The organism is Flagellimonas yonaguniensis, from assembly GCF_029193885.1.
Lineage (GTDB): Bacteria > Bacteroidota > Bacteroidia > Flavobacteriales > Flavobacteriaceae > Flagellimonas > Flagellimonas yonaguniensis.
This window is the reverse complement of the sequence record NZ_JARFVB010000001.1, coordinates 472,977-495,894: the sequence shown is the minus strand read 5'-3', so window position 1 is coordinate 495,894 and position 22,918 is coordinate 472,977. Positions and strand designations below refer to the sequence as shown.

General features: G+C 41.7%; 18 protein-coding genes. 9 read left to right on the top strand and 9 right to left on the bottom strand.

Annotation, left to right across the window (positions count from 1 at the left end; genetic code table 11):
- Positions 1-40: 40 nt before the first annotated feature.
- Both PY092_RS02220 and PY092_RS02215 read left to right on the top strand, forming a co-directional pair.
- Entirely contained in the window at positions 41-967 is a 927-nt protein-coding gene (locus PY092_RS02220; RefSeq protein ID WP_275614219.1) for a PfkB family carbohydrate kinase, read from the top strand.
- 43 nt (positions 968-1,010) lie between these two features.
- Complete coding sequence (locus PY092_RS02215) at positions 1,011-2,909, top strand: amidophosphoribosyltransferase (protein ID WP_275614218.1); 1,899 nt, start codon at positions 1,011-1,013, stop codon at positions 2,907-2,909.
- Between the two features lie 661 nt (positions 2,910-3,570).
- Here PY092_RS02215 and PY092_RS02210 read toward each other — a convergent pair.
- A complete protein-coding gene (locus PY092_RS02210) occupies positions 3,571-4,179 on the bottom strand; it encodes a superoxide dismutase (RefSeq protein WP_275614217.1) in 609 nt (202 codons plus the stop codon).
- A gap of 121 nt (positions 4,180-4,300) precedes the next feature.
- Between PY092_RS02210 and PY092_RS02205 the strand changes: the two genes are divergently transcribed.
- The 4 genes from PY092_RS02205 (at position 4,301) to PY092_RS02190 (ending at position 13,093) form a co-directional block, all read left to right on the top strand.
- Positions 4,301-7,426: a UvrD-helicase domain-containing protein gene (locus PY092_RS02205; protein ID WP_275614216.1), complete on the top strand. Its 3,126-nt coding sequence runs from the start codon at positions 4,301-4,303 to the stop codon at positions 7,424-7,426.
- Positions 7,427-7,622: 196 nt separating this feature from the next.
- Complete coding sequence (gene kbl / locus PY092_RS02200; protein WP_275614215.1) at positions 7,623-8,816, top strand: glycine C-acetyltransferase; 1,194 nt, start codon at positions 7,623-7,625, stop codon at positions 8,814-8,816.
- Positions 8,817-8,939: 123 nt separating this feature from the next.
- Positions 8,940-10,298 carry an OmpA family protein gene (locus tag PY092_RS02195; RefSeq protein ID WP_275614214.1) on the top strand — a complete coding sequence of 453 codons (1,359 nt, stop codon included), beginning with the start codon at positions 8,940-8,942 and terminating at the stop codon, positions 10,296-10,298.
- 62 nt (positions 10,299-10,360) lie between these two features.
- Positions 10,361-13,093, top strand: coding sequence for a PD-(D/E)XK nuclease family protein (locus PY092_RS02190; protein WP_275614213.1), 2,733 nt, complete (start codon positions 10,361-10,363; stop codon positions 13,091-13,093).
- On the opposite strand, the gene PY092_RS02185 is transcribed toward PY092_RS02190, so the two are convergent.
- Positions 13,094-13,804, bottom strand: a complete 711-nt coding sequence (locus PY092_RS02185) for an SDR family oxidoreductase (RefSeq protein ID WP_275614212.1) — start codon at positions 13,802-13,804, stop codon at positions 13,094-13,096.
- Positions 13,805-14,008: 204 nt separating this feature from the next.
- Between PY092_RS02185 and PY092_RS02180 the strand changes: the two genes are divergently transcribed.
- A complete protein-coding gene (locus tag PY092_RS02180; protein ID WP_275614211.1) occupies positions 14,009-14,812 on the top strand; it encodes an RluA family pseudouridine synthase in 804 nt (267 codons plus the stop codon).
- Between the two features lie 90 nt (positions 14,813-14,902).
- On the opposite strand, the gene PY092_RS02175 is transcribed toward PY092_RS02180, so the two are convergent.
- A complete protein-coding gene (locus tag PY092_RS02175) occupies positions 14,903-15,619 on the bottom strand; it encodes an alpha/beta fold hydrolase (protein WP_275614210.1) in 717 nt (238 codons plus the stop codon).
- A 190-nt stretch (positions 15,620-15,809) separates the two neighbouring features.
- Complete coding sequence (locus PY092_RS02170) at positions 15,810-16,586, bottom strand: sterol desaturase family protein (protein ID WP_275614209.1); 777 nt, start codon at positions 16,584-16,586, stop codon at positions 15,810-15,812.
- Positions 16,587-16,699: 113 nt separating this feature from the next.
- Between PY092_RS02170 and PY092_RS02165 the strand changes: the two genes are divergently transcribed.
- Together PY092_RS02165 and PY092_RS02160 are read left to right on the top strand one after the other, a co-directional pair.
- Entirely contained in the window at positions 16,700-17,314 is a 615-nt protein-coding gene (locus PY092_RS02165; protein WP_275614208.1) for a TetR/AcrR family transcriptional regulator, read from the top strand.
- Between the two features lie 260 nt (positions 17,315-17,574).
- Complete coding sequence (locus tag PY092_RS02160; RefSeq protein WP_275614207.1) at positions 17,575-18,792, top strand: site-specific integrase; 1,218 nt, start codon at positions 17,575-17,577, stop codon at positions 18,790-18,792.
- Between the two features lie 115 nt (positions 18,793-18,907).
- Here the strand turns inward: PY092_RS02160 and PY092_RS02155 are convergent, their stop codons facing one another.
- From PY092_RS02155 to PY092_RS02135, 5 genes are all read right to left on the bottom strand, one after another.
- Complete coding sequence (locus tag PY092_RS02155; protein WP_275614206.1) at positions 18,908-19,363, bottom strand: DUF6730 family protein; 456 nt, start codon at positions 19,361-19,363, stop codon at positions 18,908-18,910.
- Positions 19,364-19,373: 10 nt separating this feature from the next.
- The gene (locus PY092_RS02150; protein ID WP_275614205.1) at positions 19,374-20,234 is read right to left on the bottom strand and encodes a relaxase/mobilization nuclease domain-containing protein; all 861 of its coding nucleotides are present in this window, start codon (positions 20,232-20,234) and stop codon (positions 19,374-19,376) included.
- A gap of 5 nt (positions 20,235-20,239) precedes the next feature.
- Complete coding sequence (mbpA, locus tag PY092_RS02145; protein ID WP_275614204.1) at positions 20,240-20,536, bottom strand: mobilization protein MbpA; 297 nt, start codon at positions 20,534-20,536, stop codon at positions 20,240-20,242.
- A 45-nt stretch (positions 20,537-20,581) separates the two neighbouring features.
- Positions 20,582-21,484 (bottom strand): CHC2 zinc finger domain-containing protein, encoded by a 903-nt coding sequence (locus PY092_RS02140; RefSeq protein WP_275614203.1) that lies wholly within the window; start codon positions 21,482-21,484, stop codon positions 20,582-20,584.
- A 205-nt stretch (positions 21,485-21,689) separates the two neighbouring features.
- The gene (locus tag PY092_RS02135) at positions 21,690-22,895 is read right to left on the bottom strand and encodes a primase-helicase family protein (RefSeq protein ID WP_275614202.1); all 1,206 of its coding nucleotides are present in this window, start codon (positions 22,893-22,895) and stop codon (positions 21,690-21,692) included.
- Positions 22,896-22,918 lie beyond the last annotated feature (23 nt).

The window sequence follows — 22,918 nt, the reverse complement described above, 5'->3', positions numbered from 1 at the left end:
TGGCACAACCATACCGTATATTTGCAGCAAAAATTAGGGAATGGGCAAATTACTGATCGTGGGAACCATGGCTTTCGATGCCATTGAAACACCGTTCGGGAAAACAGGAAGAATATTGGGGGGCGCTGGAACCTTTATCGGTTTGGCAGCTTCACAGTTTAAAATTGACTCCGCGATTGTATCCGTAGTGGGAGATGATTTTCCGGAATCTTACATGGATATTTTAAAAAACAAGGACATTGATCTTTCGGGGGTTGAAGTGGTAAAAGGAGGAAAAACCTTCTTTTGGGAAGGAAAGTACCATAACGACCTGAATTCCAGGGATACTTTGGCCACAGAACTGAATACCTTGGCCGATTTTAACCCCGTTGTGCCCAACGATTATACCGAGGCAGATATTGTAATGCTCGGTAACCTTCACCCCAACATCCAACTGAGTGTAATCAATCAGATGGAAAAACGACCAAAACTTATAGTTTTGGATACCATGAATTTTTGGATGGACAATACATGGGATGAATTGATGGCGGTCATTTCCAAAATCGATGTCATTACCATTAACGATGAAGAGGCGCGACAGATGACCAACGAATATTCTTTGGTGAAAGCTGCCGCCAAGATCCAGGAAATGGGCCCTAAATATGTGGTCATCAAAAAAGGGGAGCATGGAGCACTTTTGTTCCATAAAGACAATATTTTCTTTGCGCCCGCTCTTCCTTTGGAAGAAGTTTTTGATCCGACAGGTGCAGGAGATACCTTTGCCGGAGGTTTTGCAGGATATCTGACAGAGGCAGAAAACATTTCTTTCGAAAGCATGAAAAACGCCATTATCCATGGATCCAATTTGGCATCGTTCTGTGTGGAACGTTTTGGAACCGAACGGATGGTGGATTTAAAAAAGAGCGAGGTCGAGGCCCGCTTGGTACAGTTTAAAGAATTGACGCAGTTCAATATTGAATTAACATAAATGTTTGCCCTGAAAATTTCGGGGCTTTTTTATTTGGTTTGTTATGAGTGATCCCATTAAGCACGAATGCGGAATATCGTTGATCCGTTTGCTTAAACCTCTGGAATACTACAAAGAAAAGTACGGTACGGCTTTCTACGGTGTAAACAAGATGTATTTGATGATGGAAAAGCAACACAACCGCGGACAGGATGGTGCGGGCTTTGCCAGCATAAAAATGGACATGGAGCCTGGAGAGAGGTACATGAGCCGTGTACGATCTGCCCAACAACAGCCCATTCAGGATATTTTTGCCCAGATAAACAACCGTATCAACACGGCCTTGGCGGAAAATCCGGAGCACGAACACGATGTGGCTTGGCAAAAAAAGAACATTCCCTACATCGGAGAACTTTTAATGGGGCATGTTCGTTACGGTACCTTCGGAAAAAACAGCATAGAGAGCGTACACCCTTTTTTGAGACAGAACAACTGGATGCACCGTAATCTTATCGTTGCAGGAAACTTTAACATGACCAATGTTGATGAACTCTTTGGCAACTTGGTGGAACTGGGACAGCATCCCAAGGAAAAAGCGGACACGGTAACCGTAATGGAAAAAATCGGTCACTTTTTGGATGATGCCGTGGCCAAGCTCTACAAACAGATCAAAAAAGAAGGATATACCAAAAGAGAAGCTTCTGCCTTGATTGCAGAGCGACTGAACGTAGCCAAGATTTTGAGGAAAGCTTCAAAAAACTGGGATGGTGGCTATGCCATGAGCGGACTTATCGGACATGGGGATGCCTTTGTAATGCGTGACCCCGCAGGCATACGACCCGCTTATTATTATAAGGATGATGAAGTAGTCGTCGTAGCATCGGAACGCCCTGTGATTCAAACCGTCTTCAATGTCAATTTTGATGATGTGCATGAACTGGACCCTGGACATGCCGTAATCGTCAAGAAAAGTGGTTCCATGGACCTCAAAAAGATATTGGAGCCAACGGAACGTAAGGCTTGTTCCTTTGAACGCATCTATTTTTCCCGTGGCAGTGACAAGGAAATCTATCAGGAAAGAAAAAAATTGGGGAAACTCGTATTTCCCGAAATATTGAAGTCCATCGACAACGATTTGGAGAACACCGTATTCTCTTATATCCCCAACACAGCGGAAACATCGTTCTTTGGAATGGTTAAAGAGGCCCAGAATTACCTCAACAAGAAAAAAGAGGAGCAGATTTTGGCCTTGGGTTCCAATATGAAGGCAGAAGAACTTCATAAAATATTGAATATTCGACCACGTATTGAAAAGGTCGCCATTAAAGATGCAAAGCTGAGAACATTTATCACGCAAGATAGCAGTCGTGATGATTTGGTAACACACGTTTACGATATTTCTTATGGTTCGGTAAAACCTACGGACAACTTGGTTATTATCGATGATAGTATTGTTCGCGGAACTACATTGAAACGAAGTATCCTTAAAATCTTGGACAGATTGTCCCCCAAGAAAATAGTAGTGGTTTCCTCTGCTCCGCAGATTCGTTATCCGGATTGTTACGGTATCGATATGGCCAGACTGGAAGACTTTGTAGCATTTAAGGCCGCTTTGGCCCTTCATGAAGACCACGGAACCACCCATTTGGTCAAGGAAATCTATGAGAAGTGCCTCACTCAGGTGGGTGCATCCAATAAAGAAGCAGTGAACTACGTGAAGGAGTTTTATGCCCCGTTCTCTGCCAAGCAGATTTCCAAAAAGATTGGCGAAATATTGAGCCCCGAAGGGATCAATGCAGAAGTGGAGATCATCTATCAAACCATTGAAGGACTACACAGTGCTTGTCCTAAAAATTTGGGTGACTGGTATTTCACAGGAAATTATCCAACACCTGGAGGTAACAGGGTGGTCAACAAGGCTTTTATCAACTTTTTTGAAGGTAAGAACGAAAGAGCTTATTAATCAATAACATAGAAAAAGAGCGCAATCTGTGCGTTTTATCGATGAAACTAGCAGTATGGCGGGTTTTTATACGTACAGCAACCCGCAATCCTACTTTAGTACTTGCCATAGCATAAGTAGGTTAAGTTCATGGTAAGATTTGGGGCAAAAAAGGTGGAAGCTATTCCACCTTTTTTATTTTCTGCACTTTCCCTAAACCATCAAAAAAGCACAACTTTCTTGACATTTATCAATTCAGGGCCCCCATTGAACACTTCAACCAATTAAAGGGAGTTTCATCTAAAAGCTTAGGCCTACAAACCATGCTTGGCTTACATTTGGAGAACCATAGCATAAGTAGGTTAAGTTCATGGTAAGATTTGGGGAAAGAAGGCGGAGCATGCTCCGCCTTCTTTATATTTGACTACCAAGGTTTTATCCGTTTTATCGATGAACTGCACGTTTTCTTTTTCTTCAAAAACGTAAAATATTTTTTAAAACCCTTTGTTATTTTGCACAATACCAGTATTTTAGTCCCGCCATAGCATAAGTAGGTTAAGTTTATGGTAAGATTTGGGACGAAAAGGGCGAGGGCTTCCTCGCCCTTTTCTATTTTAAAAAATTGAACACAAAAAAGCCGTTCACTAGAGTGAACGGCTTTTTGATTATCTTAAATACCACTCTATTTTTTAGCAGCATAATTTTCGGCAACCTTGTCCCAATTGATCACATTGAAGAATGCATCGATGTATTCTGGTCGCTTGTTCTGATAGTTCAAATAGTACGCATGCTCCCAAACATCCAATCCTAAAATAGGTTGTCCTTCGCAGGTTACTCCTGGCATAATGGGGTTGTCTTGGTTTGGCGTGGAGCAAACCTCCAATTTACCTCCTTTATTTACACACAACCAAGCCCAACCTGACCCAAACTGGGTGGCGGCGGCCGCTGAAAATTTCTCTTTGAAAGCATCAAAAGAACCAAAAGCCTCATCGATTGCGGAAGCCAACTCACCGGATGGAGTTCCTCCACCGTTTGGAGACATCACTTCCCAAAAAAGGCTATGGTTAAAAAATCCACCACCGTTGTTTCTGACAGCGGCATTGGACATATCCAAATTGGAAAGAATATCCTCAATTCCTTTTCCGTCCAAATCTGTTCCATCGATAGCGGCATTCAACTTAGTGGTATAGCCGTTGTGGTGCTTGGTATGGTGGATTTCCATGGTCCTAGCATCTATATGAGGTTCCAATGCATCGTATGCATACGGTAATTTAGGTAACTCAAAAGCCATAATATTCTCTTTTTTTAGGTTATTAATCAATTTACGTAAAAATAGGGGTTTTAACATTTATATTCCGCTAAAACCATGTTAACATCAGGTAAGGAATCCTTATTTTGCAGGAAAAAGGTTTTTGGAGGGCTCCAATTTTAAAATATACAGCGCATCCGCAGGTTCGGGCAAGACCTATGCCCTTGCAAAAGCATACCTCAAACTATTGCTTTCCAACGATGCTGCGGTAAAATTCCGCCAAATCCTGGCCATTACATTTACCAATAAGGCGGTGGACGAAATGAAGAGCCGGATATTGGACAACTTGTTCGCCTTTGGCCATGATCAGGTTCCCGAAAAGCAGAAAAGTTTGTTCGAATCCCTTTGTCTTGAGCTATCCCTTACCGAGGAAAAACTTCGGCAACGATCCCAACTCATTTTAAAACGGATTCTTCATAATTATTCCTTTTTTGAGATTTCGACAATTGACAAGTTCAACCACAAAATCATAAAAACCTTTGCCCGCGACCTCCACCTTTCCCAAAATTTTGAGGTGGAACTCAATCTAGACCTATTGTTGGAAGAAGCCGTGGGAAGATTGCTGGAACGTGCCGGCAACGACGAAAAACTCACGGAGGTCCTGATTGCCTTTTCGCTCGAAAAAATCGATGATGACAAAAGCTGGAACATCGCTTATGACCTAAAACAAATTGGAGAGCTACTTTTTCAAGAAAATCACTCGGAACATTTGGAGCCTCTACGTGAAAAATCCATCGGAGACTTTCAAGACATCCAAAAACGGATAGCATCAGAAAGCAAAGTCATTGAGGAAAAAGTTATACAAATGGCTCAAAATGTGCTCCAAGAAATACAGCAACAGGGATTTGAGCCTAGTGATTTTCCTAGACAAACTTTGCCCAATCATTTTAAAAAAATGATGGATGGTGAACTCAACCCAAAAAAATTATATGCCGCCAAAACCTTGGAACCCAATCTGGCGGAAGGTAAGTTGCTCAAAGCAACCGACAAAAGAGACGTAACCCAATTGGCCGCGATCATTTTGGAAAAGTATCTCACTATAAAACGTCTTGCTTATCGACACAGCTATCTCCAAAATATGTATGGCAATATAGTGCCGATGACAGTCTTGAACGAAATCGCCAAGGAAATCAAAAATATTGAGCTGGACAGGGACATTATCCCCATTTCTTCTCTAAATGCGATTCTCTCCAAAGAAATCAAGAATCAACCTGTACCGTTCATTTATGAACGGATGGGCGAAAAATACCGTCATTATTTTATTGATGAGTTCCAGGATACTTCCAAAATGCAATGGGAAAACTTGGTGCCGCTTATTGGCAATGCCTTGGAAAGCGAAGATGAAAAACACGAACGCGGTTCCCTGTTTTTGGTGGGCGATGTAAAACAGGCCATTTATCGCTGGCGCGGAGGACGTGCAGAACAGTTCTTGAACCTGATCAATGGAAAATCGCACCCATTTGTTGTGGAACCAAGTGTTCGTTCGTTGGATACGAATTGGCGCAGTTTTGACGAAATCGTCAACTTTAACAATAGCTTCTTTACAGAAACGGCTCCTGTGCTTGCCAATGAAGATTATCGAAATCTATTTTTAAACGATTCCCATCAAAAAACCAACAACAAGCCTGGAGGCTTCATTCAAATGTCCTTTTTGGATGCCGATCTGGAAAACAAGGATGAAGTCTATTGTGAAGAAACCTTGAAATCCATCCAAACCATTGTTTCGGAAAATCACGCTTATTCGGATATCTGCGTGCTGGTGCGCGACAATAGAAAAGGAATGTTGTTGGCGGATTTTTTAGCGCAGCAGAACATCCCCATAATTTCTTCGGATGCACTTTTGCTGGCAAAGAATGAGAAAGTCATTTTTTTGATATCAATGCTCCGGATTTTTGAGAACGCAAAAGACCGAGAGGCGGCATACCATATATTAATGTATCTGTCCCCTGACGAAAATGGCAAGCACAACTTCATCAGTAAAAACTTAGATAACATTGAAACGTTCTTGGCCTTCGAATACAATTTCAACATAAATGGGTTAAAAGGAGAGCCTGTATTGACCATACTGGAAACCGCCATTGTACAATTTGAGCTTTACCAAGGTTCCGTGGCACATATTTCCTTTTTGATGGACGAAGTGCTCGATCTGGAAAAAAGGGAAGGGCCCAGTGTTTATGCCTTCCTTGATTATTGGGAGGTAAAAAAAGAATCCCTGTCCATTGCCGCACCCGATGGAGTGGATGCTGTAAAAATCATGACCATCCACAAAGCCAAGGGGCTAGAGTTTCCTTTTGTGATTTTCCCTTTTGCGAATGCCGTTCTGGACGACAAACGAAAGAAAAAGAAGGCTTGGGTACCAGCCACCACCAATGATGAAGGTTTGGGGCTGGATGAGTTCTTGATCAACAACAATAAGGATATGTTGGAATACAACGAGATTGCCAAAGAAAAATATGTGGCAGAAGAGCAAAAGACCTTGTTGGATTCGATGAACGTGCTCTACGTGGCCCTTACCCGTCCCGTAAAAGGACTCTTTGTAATTACCGAAACCCCTAAGAAAGATGTCGCTTCCATCGAGGATGCTTCATCCTACTCTGGTCTTTTTCAATGGTACATGCAGCAAAAGAACATTCCCAAAAATGAAACTGGAGCGCATATCATCGGAACATTTCCATCAAAGAAAATGGAAACCTCTCCTTCCAAGTCAACAGAAAATTATATTTCCTACATCACTAGACCCAAAGGGGATACTGGGTTTACCATTTCCACAAAATCAGGTCGCATGTGGGACGATGAACGGATGGAGGCCATTGAAATGGGAAATGTGATCCACTTTGCCTTGAGCCAAATTGAAACCATAACCGACATTGATACCGTTTTGGAACGTCTGGAGATAGCAGGACATTTTCCTCAAAAGGCCGCAAGTGACATCAAACAAAAAATCATGGCCGTTGTGAACCATCCAAAATTGAAGGATTTGTTCTTGGATAATCTTCACATATTGAATGAAAGGGAAATCCTGACAACGAACGGACATTCGCTTCGCCCCGATAGAATCGTTATCTCAGGAAACGAAGCCACTATTATTGACTACAAAACAGGAAAACCATCGCCCAAGCACAAAGAGCAGATTGCCAACTACGCGGATATTTTAAGAGAAATGGATTATAAAATCAAACAATCGGTCATTGTTTATATTGACCAAGAAATAGACCCTATTTTTGTGTAAAGTTAAGCTGTTGTTTTTTTGAACATAAAAGTTCAAGGCGTCAGTTCGAGTGATTTTGAGGAACGAAAAATTATATCGAGAACCTTTTGAAATAAAATTCTTCTTCTCGATACAAATTTCACTCATGCTGTCGTGAAATCCACTCGAAATGACGAATTTTATAAAAATGCAAAAAGGGTAAAGTTAAATCAAAGATATGTACGGAAAAATTAAAGAACATTTGGCCAAAGAGTTGAAGGAAATAGAAGAAGCTGGCCTATTTAAGAAAGAACGGATCATTACTTCTCCACAAGGAGCTGTCATAAAAATCTCCACGGGCGAGGAAGTCATCAATTTTTGTGCGAACAATTATTTGGGCCTATCCTCCCATCCAGATGTCATCCAAGCTGCAAAAGACACGATGGACACCCACGGTTTTGGGATGTCCTCGGTAAGATTCATCTGTGGAACCCAGGATATTCATAAAGAACTGGAACAGAAAATCGCCGATTTCTACGGTACAGAGGATACCATATTATATGCTGCTGCTTTTGATGCCAACGGTGGTGTTTTTGAACCCTTGCTCACCTCAGAAGATGCCATTATCTCCGATTCCCTGAACCACGCTTCCATTATAGATGGAGTACGTTTGTGCAAGGCCAAGCGATACAGGTATGCCAACAACGATATGGCTGATCTGGAAGAAAAACTGAAACAAAGCAATGCCGATGGCGCTCGTTTTAAAATAATCGTGACCGATGGTGTTTTCTCTATGGACGGACTTGTAGCTCCTTTGGACAAAATATGTGACCTAGCGGACAAATACGATGCCATGGTCATGATAGATGAATGCCATGCCGCAGGCTTTATTGGCGAAACAGGTCGTGGCACCTTGGAAGAAAAAGGGGTAATGGACCGTATCGACATCATTACCGGTACACTCGGCAAAGCTTTGGGCGGGGCCATGGGTGGTTATACTACGGGCAAAAAAGAAATCATCGAGATACTTCGCCAACGCTCTAGACCATATTTATTCTCCAATTCATTGGCGCCAGCCATTGTCGGGGCTTCGATTAAGGTGTTTGAAATGCTGGACACAGACACATCGTTGCGGGACAAGCTCCAAAGCAACACGGAATATTTCAAAAAAGGAATGAAAGCCGCCGGTTTTGACATTATTGACGGGGATTCCGCCATAGTTCCAGTTATGCTCTACGATGCTAAATTGAGCCAAAATATGGCCGATATGCTATTGGACGAAGGGATTTATGTGATTGGATTCTTCTATCCTGTGGTTCCAAAAGACAAAGCAAGAATCAGGGTACAGCTTTCCGCAGCACATGAAAAAGAACACTTGGATCATGCGATTAATGCCTTTATAAAGGTGGGGAAATCGTTGAAGGTCATCTAAAATCGATGAAATGCAGCAATTCTTCTGGCAAATGAGTCAAAAAAAAAGAAATTTAGATTTTGTTAATAAGTCTTAACAACTTACATTTGCTGCTGATAAACACTTAAACTTAAAATTTTGAGCATGAAACATCTTAGCAAATTATTGGTTGTTGCTCTTGTATTTGTAGGGATCAACAGCATACAAGCGCAAGACGAAAATAATCCCTGGCAGGTTAGCATAGGGGTGAATGCAATAGACGCTTATCCTACTAACGATAGTGACAATCCTTACTCTAGCACAACTTTGTTCGACGAGTATTTCAATGTATCCGATCACTGGAACATTTTACCATCGGTTTCTTACGTTTCTGTTTCCAAGTACGTTGGAGATGGTTTTTCTGTAGGAGCAAGAGGTTCTTTGAATAGAATCGAAAAAATAGGAGATATGTCTGTTGATGACTTTTCTCACTATGCTATAGATGGTACCATTAAATACAACATCCTTAAAAATACCGTTGTAGATCCTTTCGTAGAAGTAGGCGGTGGTTACACTTGGATTGATGAAATCGGAGCTGGAACCGTAAACGGTGGTGTAGGTCTTAACTTTTGGTTCTCAGACAACCTTGGTTTGACACTTCAAACTCAGTATAAGCACGCTTTCGAAGATTACTTGGTTTCTCACTTCCAACATTTGGCCGGTATCAGCATCAAATTTGGTGGTACTGACACTGATGGTGATGGAATCTACGACAAAGACGATGCTTGTCCAGAAGTAGCTGGTTTGGAAGCATTCAACGGATGTCCTGATTCTGACGGTGACGGTATCGAAGATGCTAAAGATGCTTGTCCTAACGAAGCTGGTTCCAAAGAAATGAACGGATGTCCTGATTCTGACGGTGACGGTGTTGCCGATAAAGATGACGCTTGTCCAGAAACTCCAGGTCTTCCTGCACTAGCTGGTTGTCCTGATGCTGACGGCGACGGTGTTGCTGATAAAGATGATGAGTGTCCTAACGAAGCTGGTCCTGCTGAAAACAACGGATGCCCTTGGCCAGATTCTGACGGAGACGGAGTTCTTGACAAAGACGATCAATGTCCAGATGTTGCCGGTACTGTTGCTAACAACGGTTGTCCTGAAGTAACTGAGGAAGTTCAAAAACAATTGAACGACTACGCTAGAACTATCTTGTTCGACACTGGTAAATCTTCCATCAAAGCAGAATCCACTTCTGTAATGGTTGACATCATCCAGATCTTGAACGAGTATCCTACTGCTAAGTTTACTGTAGAAGGTCACACTGACAGCGTAGGTAGCGAAAGTTTGAACCAAAAACTTTCTGAAGAAAGAGCTAACTCTGTTAGAGATTTCTTGATCGACAAAGGAATCAGTTCAAGCAGACTATCCGCTATCGGTTACGGTGAGGCTAAGCCAATCGCAACTAACAACACAAGAGCTGGTAGAGCGCAAAACAGACGAGTTGAAATCAACTTGGTAAAATAATTAGAAACAAAGTTTTCTAGAAAAAGGCCCCGCAAATGCGGGGCCTTTTTTATTTTTAATCCATGCATGATACTTTCCTTGAATATGTACTGGATGACCTCCACGCCAAACAACTGGATTTTACCCAGTGTACTTTTGTGCTACCCAGTAAACGGTCGGGAACCTTCTTAAAAAAACACATCGCCAATAGGCTGGAGAAGAACATATTCAGTCCAGAAGTGCTCTCCATTCAGGAGTTTATCGGAAACCTATCCGATTTGAATCAGGCATCGAACATTGATTTGTTGCTCCAACTCTTTAAAGTGTACAAAGAATCACAAATTGAGGAATCAGATGATTTTGCATCCTTTATCAATTGGGGGCAAACTTTATTACAGGACTTCAACGAAATTGATGGCTATCTGATTCCCGCAACCAATATCCTGAATTACCTATCCGCCATCAAGGAAATCAACCATTGGTCATCCAGCAATGAAAAATCGGAACTGGTCGAGAATTATCTTCAACTCTGGAAGAACCTCGAAACCATCTACACCAGCTTTTATAAATCCCTACTTGAGCAAAAAAGAGGCTACCAAGGACTGATTCAACGTGAAGCCGTCAAAGCAATTCAAAACGGAAATTGTAAAGAGATTTGCCAGACCCCCATCGTATTTGTTGGTTTTAATGCCCTGAATGCTGCGGAATCCACTATTATTCAACATTATCTGGAGCAGGGCAACTCACATATCTACTGGGACATCGATTCCTATTTTTTGAACGACTCCATTCATGATGCAGGCTTGTTTATAAGGGAGTACCTATACAATTGGCCCTACTACAAGCACGGGCACAACATAGAAGCACAGGATAATTTTCTCCACAATAAAGACATCAGAATAACAGGTGTTCCCAAAAGTATCTCACAGACCAAATATGTGGGGCAATTGTTGCAAGAAATCGGTGAGAAAGAAGATATTGACCTGACAAAAACCGCCTTGGTCCTAGCAGATGAAACCCTACTGAATCCGATGCTCAATGCCGTTCCCAGTACAATTCCCGAAGTCAACATTACTATGGGAATGCCGTTGAACAAAACGGTACTGTATTCCTTTTTTGTGAATTTATTGGAACTGCACTTAAATGTTTCTGAGCAAGGTTGGTTTTTTAAACGGGTATTGGAGTTTATATCCAACCCCTATACCTTGACCCTGTCCAACAAAGATCAAGGTGACTTTGCACAAAGAATGTCGAAGGATATCAAGGAGGGCAACTTGCTTTACATCAACTCAGAGAAGCTCGAAAAATACCCAAAAGCAAAAAAATTACTGTCCATCATTTTTCCAAAGGAGACTCTAACTCCAATGGACTGGATAAATAACTGTCTGTTGCTCATTGAACGCTTGAAAACCATCTATCAAGAAGAGAAAAATGCACTGGAACTGGAATATCTGTATCGATTCTATGCCCTTTTCAACCAACTTGGGCAATATTTGGACAAGGTGGACTTTATGAGAGAACTGAAATCCATCAAAAACCTGTTCAAAGAATTGGCCAATATGGAAACCTTGGATTTTATTGGCCAGCCATTGACAGGCTTTCAAATCATGGGGATGCTAGAGAGCCGAAATCTCGATTTTGAAACCGTTATCATTACCTGCGTGAACGAGGGAATCCTTCCTTCGGGAAAATCCAACAATTCCTTTATTCCTTTTGATGTAAAACGGGATTATGGTCTGCCCACCTACAAAGAAAAAGATGCCATCTATGTGTATCACTTTTATAGGCTGATTCAAAGAGCAAAGAACATTTACATTACCTACAACACCGAACCCGATGTACTGGAGGGTGGGGAAAAAAGTCGATTGATCACACAGTTGCTGACCGATAAGAACCTAAAAAATAATATTACGCACACCATTGCAACTCCTAAAATTTCCATTGATCCCAAACCACTCATCCAGATTGAAAAGGATGGGCAGTTCATGGAAGACTTGAAAGCATTTGCCCAAAACGGTTTCTCACCAACCTCATTGACCAATTACATCAGGAATCCAATTGATTTTTACACCAGAAACATTCTTAAGATCAATGATTTGGAAGAAGTGGAAGAGAATATTGCGGCCAATACCTTCGGGACCATCATTCATGATAGTTTGGAACAACTTTATACCCCACTCATTGATCAAGTATTGACGGAAGAACACATCAAAACCCTAAAAAAGCAAGTGCCCGAGGTGGTGCAACATCATTTTACCAAAAACCTTTCCGGAGTCAATGTTTCCAAAGGAAAGTTTCTTTTGGTCTACAATGTCATCCTAAAATATCTCAACAACTTTTTGAACGATGAATTCCAACAGCTCAAGCGTCATAAAATTAAAATATTGGCGCTGGAGGAACGCTATGAAGAATTCATTACAGTTCCCGGGCTTGGTTTTCCCATCAAACTAAAGGGAACTTTGGACCGCGTGGACGAATTTGACGGGACCGTTCGTATTATTGACTACAAAACGGGCAAGGTAGAGCCCAAAAACGTGAAAATAACCGATTGGGAAACAATCATTATGGATTATGATAAGAGCAAGGCCTTCCAATTGCTCTGTTACGCCTACCTATATTCCAAAAAACATGGTGTAAGCGATGTAAAGGCGGGAATTGTTTCATTTAAACATTTAGGCAAGGGATTGTTCCCGTTTTCAGAGGACAAGGATACCCGAATACATACGGATACCCTTGCAACCTTTGAAAGTTATCTGTTCCGATTAATCAATGAAATATGCAATCCTACAGTTCCACTGACTGAAAAAGTTGATTAATTACTTTAAATCGGGACGTGTGGGACGCACTTCGATTTTACTTGGTAAAGTACGTGGGTGCATCGTAAGCAAATCGATGACCAATTTACCGATATCCTCAGGCTGGATTTTCCAAGCATCTTTTTCCGATGGTTCATGATCATTAAAATGACTTGCCACGGAACCGGGCATAATGGTGGTAACTTTAATGTTGTACCGTCTCAAATCCAACATAGCTGCCTGGGTAAAACCGACCACGCCAAACTTGGTCGCATTATAACCCGCTGCTGTTGGGAAAAAGTTGGTTCCCGCCAAACTGGCCAAAGTCATATAGTAGCCTTCAGATTTTTTCAAGGCATCCACGGATGCTTTTAGTGTGTGGTACACCCCATTGAGGTTGGTATCGATCATCTGATGCCATTTCTCATCCTCCAATTCATCAATCGGGGCAAAATGGCCAACGCCTGCGTTGGCCATTACCACATCCAATTGTCCCCATTTATCAAGAATGTCGGCCACGGCCTTCCTCTCATCCTCCAACTTGGATACATCGGACACCAATCCCAACACCTTGTCCGAATTGTTAAGGCTTTTTACAGCGGCATCGGCACTTTCTTGGCTTCGTCCACTAATGGCGACTTTCATGCCCTGCTCCAATAAGCATTCGGCAATACCGTATCCGATACCCTTGGTTCCTCCTGTGATGTATGCTACTTTTCCTTCTAATTTCATGTTGATTTTGTTTTGAAGTAAAGTTCAAAAAAGCATGGGCCAAATACAAAAAATCCATCCTAAAGGATGGTTAATGTTTGTATGTAACCCATTAATGACTTTTTTCAAAAATGGTACTTTTACGCAATTATCTTATATATCGAAGCTACCGAAACCCATATCGTCCCCAAAAACATTCCTGCCCAACGGTTACAGGAATATGGTGTGGGTGTTTTTGAGACGATTCCCACCAAATCAGCCCTCAAAAAAGCCCTTAAGAAAAAGTATATCACTGTCAATGGAGCCATTGCCACCACGGCAACCCTAATCAAAGGCGGAGAGGAAATAAAATTGTCGATTCCAAAGGAAACAAAGCCTAAAAAGCAATTCCATTTTCCACTCAACGTATTATTTGAAGATGAATATCTGGCTGCCATCCATAAACCTGCTGGCATCGAAGTGAGTGGCAACAAGTTCAAGACCATTGCCAATGCTTTGCCGCAAAACCTACAAACCAGTTCGCTATCAGATGCTGTAACTCCTCAACCTGTCCACCGTTTGGATTATGCCACTACGGGTATTGTTTTGGTGGGCAAGACCAATAGCAGCATCCGTGCTTTGAACCGAATGTTTGAGGATAAGCTCATTTTCAAAACCTATTATGCGGTCGCCATTGGCAACATGGAACCAAGTGAAACTATAAATTCCGATATCGATGGGAAACCATCACAATCCAACTACCAAGTAAAGGAATCTGTTACCTCAGAGCGATTTGGCACGCTGAATTTGGTGGAATTACACCCCAAAACGGGCAGAAGACATCAATTGCGTAAACATCTTCACAGTTTGGGGCATCCCATCCTCGGGGATAAAGACTATTCCTTGGAAGGCTTGATTTTAAGAGGCAAGGGCCCGTACTTGCATGCCTATTCACTAGAGTTTGAACATCCGTTTACCAATGAAATCATCCGCATTACTGATGAACTTCCAGAGAAATTTGGTAAGATTTTTAATGGTAAAGCCAAATAAAAAAGCACCCCGTTCCTGAGGTGCTTTTGTGATTTTAATGGATAACTTGTCTCAACAGTAATTAAAAAAACTACCGTTTCAAGGGTTTACTCATTGTTTTAAAAATTGAATGCTCTTCGTGATAAAACTGTTTTTATTAAGCTCCACGATGGCAATATGCCCGGTTCCTGGAACAATCCATAATTCTGAATTCGGCAAGCTTTCATGAAGTGTAACTGCAGGGTCAATCCCTAAAATTTCATCCCTATCCCCATTTATTATCAATGTTTTGGCATGTATATCCTCTAAAGCTTCTTTACCAAGATTGATTTGATAGTTCAAGTTTGGATCGAACAATGCCTTGATTTTTACCTCATCATTTTGATGGTTCAATTTAAGCTCTTCCTTGAATGCATCCGGCAGGTTTTCATAGGAAAATGAGTCATCCATATTGTTGTCAGCTCCATTATAGTTATGTGAAGCCCCAATTAGAATCATAGATGCTATCTTTTCAGGATTACTCTTCGCCAATTCAAGCAGTGTGAGCCCTCCAAAACTTAACCCGATTGCTTTTACACTTTCCAAGTTCAAATACTCCAAAAGTGCCAAAATATCCTCGGAAGATTTTTCTATGGTAAATTCGGGTGTTAACGCCGAGGTTTTACCATGCCCTCTAAGGTCTAAGGCATATACCTGAAAGTGCTTAGCAAATTCTGGAATATAATCTTCCCAAAACCGGGACGATTGGGTCCAACCATGAAGAAGCAGCAACGGCTCTCCTTTGCCGCGGACCTCATAATGCATTTCAATGCCATTAATGGTTGCCATATTTGTCGTATTTAAAACTTGTCCAAATACTTGTCCAGATAAAAGTGTGATAACGATTATGGTGAAAAATCTCTTCATCTATCTAAAAATATACGTTTTCATACACTAATATCCTAGCTGCCCCTTTCTATTTTTTATGCTTGAAGCATAGTTGTTGACCTGACATTCAAAACGCCAAAAAACATTAGTCCTATTTCACTTTTTTTGAAATGTCCTTAAAAAGAAGCATTTCCTTCACTTTTGCAGAAGCTCCGTGATAAAAACCTGTTTCGTGCGTGTATTCCTTAGGATTTTTAAAAGTTCCAAAAAGGATATCATATAACGCTATTCCAGCGTAATTATGGGCGTGCACCCCCTTTGCATGGTGTATGGTATGGGATTCCGGACGTTGTATCAAATAGCCAATCCATGTTAGGGTTTTAATATTGGCATGCTGAAAAATACTTAGAAATGTTGTTATTAAAATTATTAAAGTGGAAGCTTCCGGTGTAAAACCAGCTACAAGTACAAGACAGATACTGCTAAGGATAATCCATCCGACCATGTCCAATGGACTAAAGTAAAACGCGCCATAGCTGTCCAAACGCTCTGCACTATGGTGCATCTGATGCATACTTCTCCAAAGGAAATTACTGTTGTGCATGGTTCTATGCCATACATATTCCCCAAATTCATAGACCATTACACCCACAAATGCTCCCCAACCTGTACCCAAACCAGTAAGGTCAAAGATTTGATACTCGGCAAAATACCCATCCCATATAATGGGTAGATAGGAAGAAAGGAAAAAGAAAAACACAAAGGCTATGATGCCTCGTAGTTTCCAAAATTTTACATGTGGTAGTTTCCTTGCTGGCAAAATGGCTTCCCATAGCATTAAAACTCCATACATTCCGAAAATAATGTAGGAAATAGGGTTGAAAATCAACTCAAAGGGAGTCGGTAATTGTAAAATAAAATTTTTCATAATTGATTCGTTTTTTGATGGTTATAATTTTATTATAACAGACTAGTTGGTGCAAATATAAAATTTTTCACAAACATACCAACTAGTTTGTTTAGTTTTTCTACTTTTAACATATGGCAAGAAGTGGAAAACCAACTCGTGATAAAATCTTGGCCGAGTCCAAGGACTTAGTATTTCAGAACGGATTCTCGGGCACGAGTATTGATCAGATTTTGGAAAAAGCTGGTATAACAAAAGGTGCCTTCTTTTATCATTTTAAAACCAAAAACGCCTTGGCTAAAGCATTGATAGAGGAATTTGCCTTGGAGGACATTCATCACATGAACGCGGCCTTAACAAAAACTGAGGGCCTAAATGGAGATTCTTTAAGTCGCCTTTTACAGTTTATTCAAGAATTTATAAATATGATGTCCGGCCTTGGCGACCCCTACAGTTGCCTTTATGCGTCTTACCTTTATGAGCCCAACCAATTTGACCAAGATATTCTAGACCAAATAACGGACACCCTGTTGACTTGGAGGAAAACTATGGAAAAGTTGATCAATAATGTCCTTAAGGAATATGAGCCTCAAATGGAAATAGATGTTCAATCCTTAGCAGACCATATACTGGTAATTTTTGAAGGAGCTTTTATAATATCCAAAGGGTACAAGGGAAAAGACCTTACAGCCGAACACCTCAAGCATCTAAAAAATTATTTTACACTTCTTTTTTGTAAAAAGAAGTGATCTGCTAAGTTTTTTTCTAGAATGCTACAAATAAAAAGCACCCCGTCCATGAGGTGCTTTTACAATTTTTGTGGAGAATACCGGATTCGAACCGGTGGCCTCTTGCCTGCCAGAAAGAGGATTACTATACTATATCGAATCAAAAAAATACATATTCATTTGTTTTTCAGTGTTTTAAAAAATTTTGTGTTTATTTGATTTCAATTAAAACCATCTATTTGCGTGCAAATTGCGTGCAAATTTTTTTATCTTTGATTAGGATGAATACCAATATAAAACTCTCTTTGGATACGCGTAGGAAGAAAAAAGATGCCTCCTACCCTATAATTTTGCGATTAACTCATTTTCGAAAAACAACTTCCATAAGCTTAGGTCTATCTATAAAAAAGGAATTTTGGGATAATAAAAATGAGAAAGTTAAGAGAGCGTTCAAAGGCACTTCATCAGTTAGTAAACTAAATAATCAACTCTTAAAAGAAAAGACGAGAGCGGTCGACATAATTAATGACCTGAACGAAAAGGACGAGCTCAACTTTTTATCCATTTTGCAGCTTAAGAAGAAAATTGTAAAAACCGCATCATTAGATTCATTTTTTCAGTTTAGCGAGGATATTGTCGAAGAGTTAAAAGCAGCTGAACGTTATGGTAATGCAAACACATATTACGCGGTAATTAAGGTGTTGGAGAAATTCGCTAATGGAAATGATATCAAATTCAATGAAATCAATTATGATTTTCTCAAAAGATTTGAGAACTGGCACTTTTCCAAAGGCAATTCTGTTAACAGCCTATCGACGTATATGAGAACAATCAAAGCTGTCTTTAACAAGGCCATTAAGTCTGATGTTGTTTCTAGAGATGCTTATCCTTTTACACATTATAGGATTAAAACTACTCCTACAGAAAAAAGAGCGCTGGACATTAAAAGCATCAAATCAATTATGCTTTTAAAACTAGAAGAAACGGATAGTCTGTTTCACTATAGAAATTATTTCCTTGCCTCTTACATGCTTTATGGTATTTCCTTTATGGACTTGGCTTTTTTAAGGGTTCAAAATATCATTGACAACCGAATTAAATTCCAAAGAAAAAAAACATCAAAACCGTATGATATTAACATTACGCCTCAGTTAAAGGAAATCCTCTCGTTTTATCTTAGGGATAAAGAGAGGTCTGAGTTTATATTTCCAATAATTAAAAGAGCCACATTTGAACTTCAATATAAAGACGTCTTATGGGCACGGAAGAGATATAATAAAGGACTTAAAGAAATTGCAATAAAATGCAAGATAGAACAGCGGTTGACTTCATATGTATCTCGTCATAGTTTTGCAACCCAAGCTATGCTGCAGGACGTTCCCTTACAAGCTATTTCTTCAATGCTTGGCCATAATCGACTATCAACTACTCAAATATATCTGAAGTCCCTACCGAATAATATACTAGACAATTATAATCAGAAGTTGGTTAAACTGTAGCCTTAACCCTTCCTAGTCCCAAATCCTTACTCAAAACTTCAGCGCATGGTTCCTGGCCTATTTTTGCAGCGTTCGGGAAGATAAGCGTTGAACAAAAATAGGATAGGGCGCTGTCCTACTTTTTGCCATTATCCTCCAGCCATTTTTGGTAGAGTTCCTTTGCCTCTGGGCTCCCATCAAGGAACGTCCCGTAATGTTCCACGGCACTATCCCGTCCTTTGGTATATGCAACTTCTTCTTTCTTGGAAATCCTTGATACCTGATAGATGGAAAAACCAAGGACCAACAGGACAGTGACCAACAACCCCCAAGTAAGTTTTATGGCCCAACTGGGCAAGAGAACGGACCGCTCTACTTTATGAAGAATCCTTTCCATCAGTCTTTGTTGTTCCTGAATATTGTTATTTTGGTTGTTGCCATACTCTTTTAGAAGCGCATTTAATTCGCTGGTATCTGGCCTTAGTGGAAGGTTTTTGAAATCCTCATTAATCTTTTCCAATCGGCCGATGCTCTTCTCAAAGCCGTTGATCTCCTCGGTCAACAGTTCCGCTATTTCATCCAGTTTTGCCATGTTGTTGTATTTAGATTCCTATTCCAGTGTCCCTGACCACTTTTATGGCCAATTTTATGGTTTTCTTTATGATGGTCTGAGTCAAACTTGTCGGGATATTCACTGTCCTGCCCAAAAGCTGCATGCTCTTGTCCTTGGCGATTCGTTGTGCCATGTTCCTTTCAAAGTTCATTTGACGGGCAATCCGGCCCAAGGACATGGACCGGTGCACCTCGCTTCCCTTGAGATTGGTTCCCTTATGCTCAAAACGGAAACCCTGCAATTGGTTCTGCCTGTTGATGCTCGGGATGACCTTTACATTGTTCTGCTCCATGGACTTGATGTACTGGTCAAAGTCCCTTGGCCGCTCTCTGGCCATGACCTTTTCATGGATCTTCTGTATTTCAGAGCGGACATGTTGCATCCGGTAGAGTTTTTCCTGCTGTACCTCCCTTACCGTGGTCAGGTCCATTTGTTTGGCCACCCGCTCCGCTACTTGTTGGCTACGCTTCCCGATAAAACTGTCGTTATAGGCCTTCCCCTGAAAGTTTATCCGGTTGGCATACAGGTGGACATGCACATGTTCCTTGTCCCTATGGACAAAGGCAACGGCCTGATGCTGCTTGAGGTTCATTTCCTTAAGGAACCTTTCGGTCATTTCCTTGAGCTGTTCCCTTTCCAGTTTCCTCCCGTCCTCAATGGTGGGACTCAGCACAAAGCTCAGCGTGTTCTTCCGGCACAGTTCGTTCTGCTCTTGGATGACCTTGAACTCCTCGGTAATCTCCCGAGGGGTCTCCCCGGCCAGATATTGGCTGTGGACAATCTCCGATCCTTTCTCCTGGTTCATCCCATAGCTCATCGAGGCTGCAGTGTGCGATATGGATTTGCCCATGCCAATCATTTCTTAAAATTTAAAAGGTGTTGTCGTATCTCTTTGGCCAGTTGAGCAGTTTCCTCTGCCAACTTGGGGTTCCGCTTCCGGAACATGTTCGTGATTAATTTGAAGTTCCGCTGGTATTTGACCAATAGTTTATAGGCCTCTATCTGTTCGTCCGTCATCCGCTCCACTATCCGGTCTTCGAAGGCCGCACGGCGGCAGTACTCACTGAGGGAAAGACCGCTCTTCCGGGCCTTGATCTTCAGCAGTTTCTTCTCGTAGACCGAGCACCGGAACTGGACGAACTCTTTCTTCATTTTTCCATCATCTTTTGCGACCTTCGGGAGCAAAAGCAAGATTTGTCATGACAATGACACATCTTGAATTCGTTGCCGAACTTCATCCTTCGCGCTTTTTACCTTCCATTCGTTCATGTCCTTAAAATCCTCATAGAGAAATGACATATCCCTGCTGTTCGGGCACTTTTCCAATAACAGTTCCGTCATCCCCAGTCCCGTTTTGTCCCTATCAAGAAACAGCTCCACATTTTCATATTCCCCTATCTCTGTGGTCATCCGTTTTACAAAGGCCGTGGTGTTCAATATCAAAAGGTCATGGCCGTTCCCGATTTCTGGCATCAGCTCCAATAGGGTAAGCATATCGAACACACCTTCTGTAATGGCCAATTTCTTGAATCTCTTCCCGATCATCGAAACATCCTTTGGCGATGTGGACCCTTTCCAATATCTGTTTCGCAGCTCCCAGCCTCCCGACCTGTTCCTGAGTCCGATGGCAAAGTATTTTCGACCACCTATTCGATAATGGATTTCCTTGCAAAGTTTTCTTGCGGTCTTGGTCGAGATCTTTCTGGAGCTCAGATAGTTTTGTAGGGCCCGGTGTTCGATTTCCTTTACCTCGATGATTTCAATAGGATTGGCCTTATGTTCAGTTTTGGTTGGATTCGGCCGCCGGTGAAAAGAAAAATGGTCCATATTTCCGGACAAACGCTCCAATGCCTCCCTTACGGAACAGTTCTCCATTTTCATGACCAGGTCTATGGTACTGCCCCCTTCGAAGGTCCCGAAGTCTATCCAATAGTTTTTCTTCAATGATACCTTGAAAGAGGCTTGGGTCTCGCTCCGGAACGGGCTGAGGAACCAAGCTTCTTTTTCCGTTTTCCGGACTGGAAAGTGCCCCGACTTGGCCAGCGAGGAAACGATGTCAATGTTGCGGGCTTTTTCGCAGTCCATTCTCTTTTCTTTCATGGTTCTGTTTTTAATCGATTTTTGATGATTTGATGACAAATCTCTGGGAGACCCTGTAAATACTGGTTGTTCCCCCGTCATCACTTTGTCATCGTTTCATCACTTTTGTTTTTTTCTTCATTGTCCCTGTCATCATTTTTTATTTTGATGACAGAATGATGAAAAAGTGATGACAGCCTGAACCCTTATAAACACTGGGCTTATATCAATCTGTCATCAAATCATCAAAATTTTGGACCAAAAAATTCTTTTTTATGGTAAAGTACCTTCCCTTGGCGTCCTCGATGTTGATCTCACCGGTGTTCCAGATGGTAATCTTTTGGTACTTATTGGAATTGGGCTGGTTGTCCAGTTTCCAATCATTTTTCAGCAACCGCCTCAGTTGGGTAAGGTCGGTCTTGACCCGTGTGCGGTTGAGCATGTGCAGGGCATCGATGGGACAAAGGTCCACATAGTCCATCTCGAACTTTTCCATGGCACTGAGCAATAGGCTGGCCAGTTCCTTCTCCACCCTGTTCCGGTTATTGTTCACCAGTTTCTTCAGTGCTGTGGTATAAACCTGTTTGGGCGTGAACCACATTCGGGTTCTTTGTTTTGTGCTGTATTCCCTTTTTGACAGGAAATCCAAAAAAGCGGGCACTTCCTTGGACAACTGGTCCAAGAAATCGGTGTCCTCCCTTTTAAGTGAAGGAATCTTCCTAACCCAGAACCTGGTCTCATGGGCATCGATCTTGATAAAACTGTCCTCGTTATTACTACAGAGGATGAACTTCCCGAAGAACTCCACTTCCCGTTTGTCCTTTCCCTTGGCCTCCAGTTTGTTCCGGTTGGTGGTGCTCAGATATTTGATGCGCTCAGTAAGCTCCTCTTTGTTGAACAATACCTCGTCAACGCATATCAGCAGCTTGTTGGCCCAGTCCGCATTGAATTGGCTTGCAAAGCTGTCATTGGTCAGATAGGTAAGGTTGTTTCCAAAGATTTCCTTGAGCCATTTGAGGAACGTGCTTTTCCCGGTGTTCCTTTCCGTGGAGACCAGACAGAGGATGGGGAGCACCTGCACCGGTCTTTGGTACAGGAGTTTCAGATAGTCCAATCCCAGCTCCAGCTGGTTGCCGAAGATATGCCCCAAAAAGGCCCGTGTCCTTTTGATGCTTCCCTCTTTCGGTTGGTGCGACAATGGGGAATAGGTGTTGTAGAAACCATGGTGCTCCTTTTTAAAATCCACATGGCAGGGAATACAGGCGAACCCATCATATTTGGGCACCTTGCCCAGATAGTCCTTGCCATGGTCCTGCTTGATGATATGCTCGTTCCAAGGGACCAGCTGCTCGTTGAAATGTCCGGAAATGGTCGGAACCCTGACCAACTTGTAAAAAGTGGTCCCGACCCTTATGTATGGTACTGTTTCCATATTGGTGCTTTTTGGAATTTTGT

What these genes read in the sequence shown, in the direction of transcription:
- PY092_RS02220 (WP_275614219.1), top strand. Translation starts at nt 41, where the DNA reads ATGGGCAAATTACTGATCGTGGGAACCATGGCTTTCGATGCCATTGAA.
- PY092_RS02215 (WP_275614218.1), top strand. Translation starts at nt 1,011, where the DNA reads ATGAGTGATCCCATTAAGCACGAATGCGGAATATCGTTGATCCGTTTG.
- PY092_RS02210 (WP_275614217.1), bottom strand. Translation starts at nt 4,179, where the DNA reads ATGGCTTTTGAGTTACCTAAATTACCGTATGCATACGATGCATTGGAA.
- kbl (WP_275614215.1), top strand. Translation starts at nt 7,623, where the DNA reads ATGTACGGAAAAATTAAAGAACATTTGGCCAAAGAGTTGAAGGAAATA.
- PY092_RS02195 (WP_275614214.1), top strand. Translation starts at nt 8,940, where the DNA reads ATGAAACATCTTAGCAAATTATTGGTTGTTGCTCTTGTATTTGTAGGG.
- PY092_RS02190 (WP_275614213.1), top strand. Translation starts at nt 10,361, where the DNA reads ATGCATGATACTTTCCTTGAATATGTACTGGATGACCTCCACGCCAAA.
- PY092_RS02185 (WP_275614212.1), bottom strand. Translation starts at nt 13,804, where the DNA reads ATGAAATTAGAAGGAAAAGTAGCATACATCACAGGAGGAACCAAGGGT.
- PY092_RS02175 (WP_275614210.1), bottom strand. Translation starts at nt 15,619, where the DNA reads ATGGCAACCATTAATGGCATTGAAATGCATTATGAGGTCCGCGGCAAA.
- PY092_RS02170 (WP_275614209.1), bottom strand. Translation starts at nt 16,586, where the DNA reads ATGAAAAATTTTATTTTACAATTACCGACTCCCTTTGAGTTGATTTTC.
- PY092_RS02165 (WP_275614208.1), top strand. Translation starts at nt 16,700, where the DNA reads ATGGCAAGAAGTGGAAAACCAACTCGTGATAAAATCTTGGCCGAGTCC.
- PY092_RS02160 (WP_275614207.1), top strand. Translation starts at nt 17,575, where the DNA reads ATGAATACCAATATAAAACTCTCTTTGGATACGCGTAGGAAGAAAAAA.
- PY092_RS02155 (WP_275614206.1), bottom strand. Translation starts at nt 19,363, where the DNA reads ATGGCAAAACTGGATGAAATAGCGGAACTGTTGACCGAGGAGATCAAC.
- PY092_RS02150 (WP_275614205.1), bottom strand. Translation starts at nt 20,234, where the DNA reads ATGGGCAAATCCATATCGCACACTGCAGCCTCGATGAGCTATGGGATG.
- mbpA (WP_275614204.1), bottom strand. Translation starts at nt 20,536, where the DNA reads ATGAAGAAAGAGTTCGTCCAGTTCCGGTGCTCGGTCTACGAGAAGAAA.
- PY092_RS02140 (WP_275614203.1), bottom strand. Translation starts at nt 21,484, where the DNA reads ATGAAAGAAAAGAGAATGGACTGCGAAAAAGCCCGCAACATTGACATC.
- PY092_RS02135 (WP_275614202.1), bottom strand. Translation starts at nt 22,895, where the DNA reads ATGGAAACAGTACCATACATAAGGGTCGGGACCACTTTTTACAAGTTG.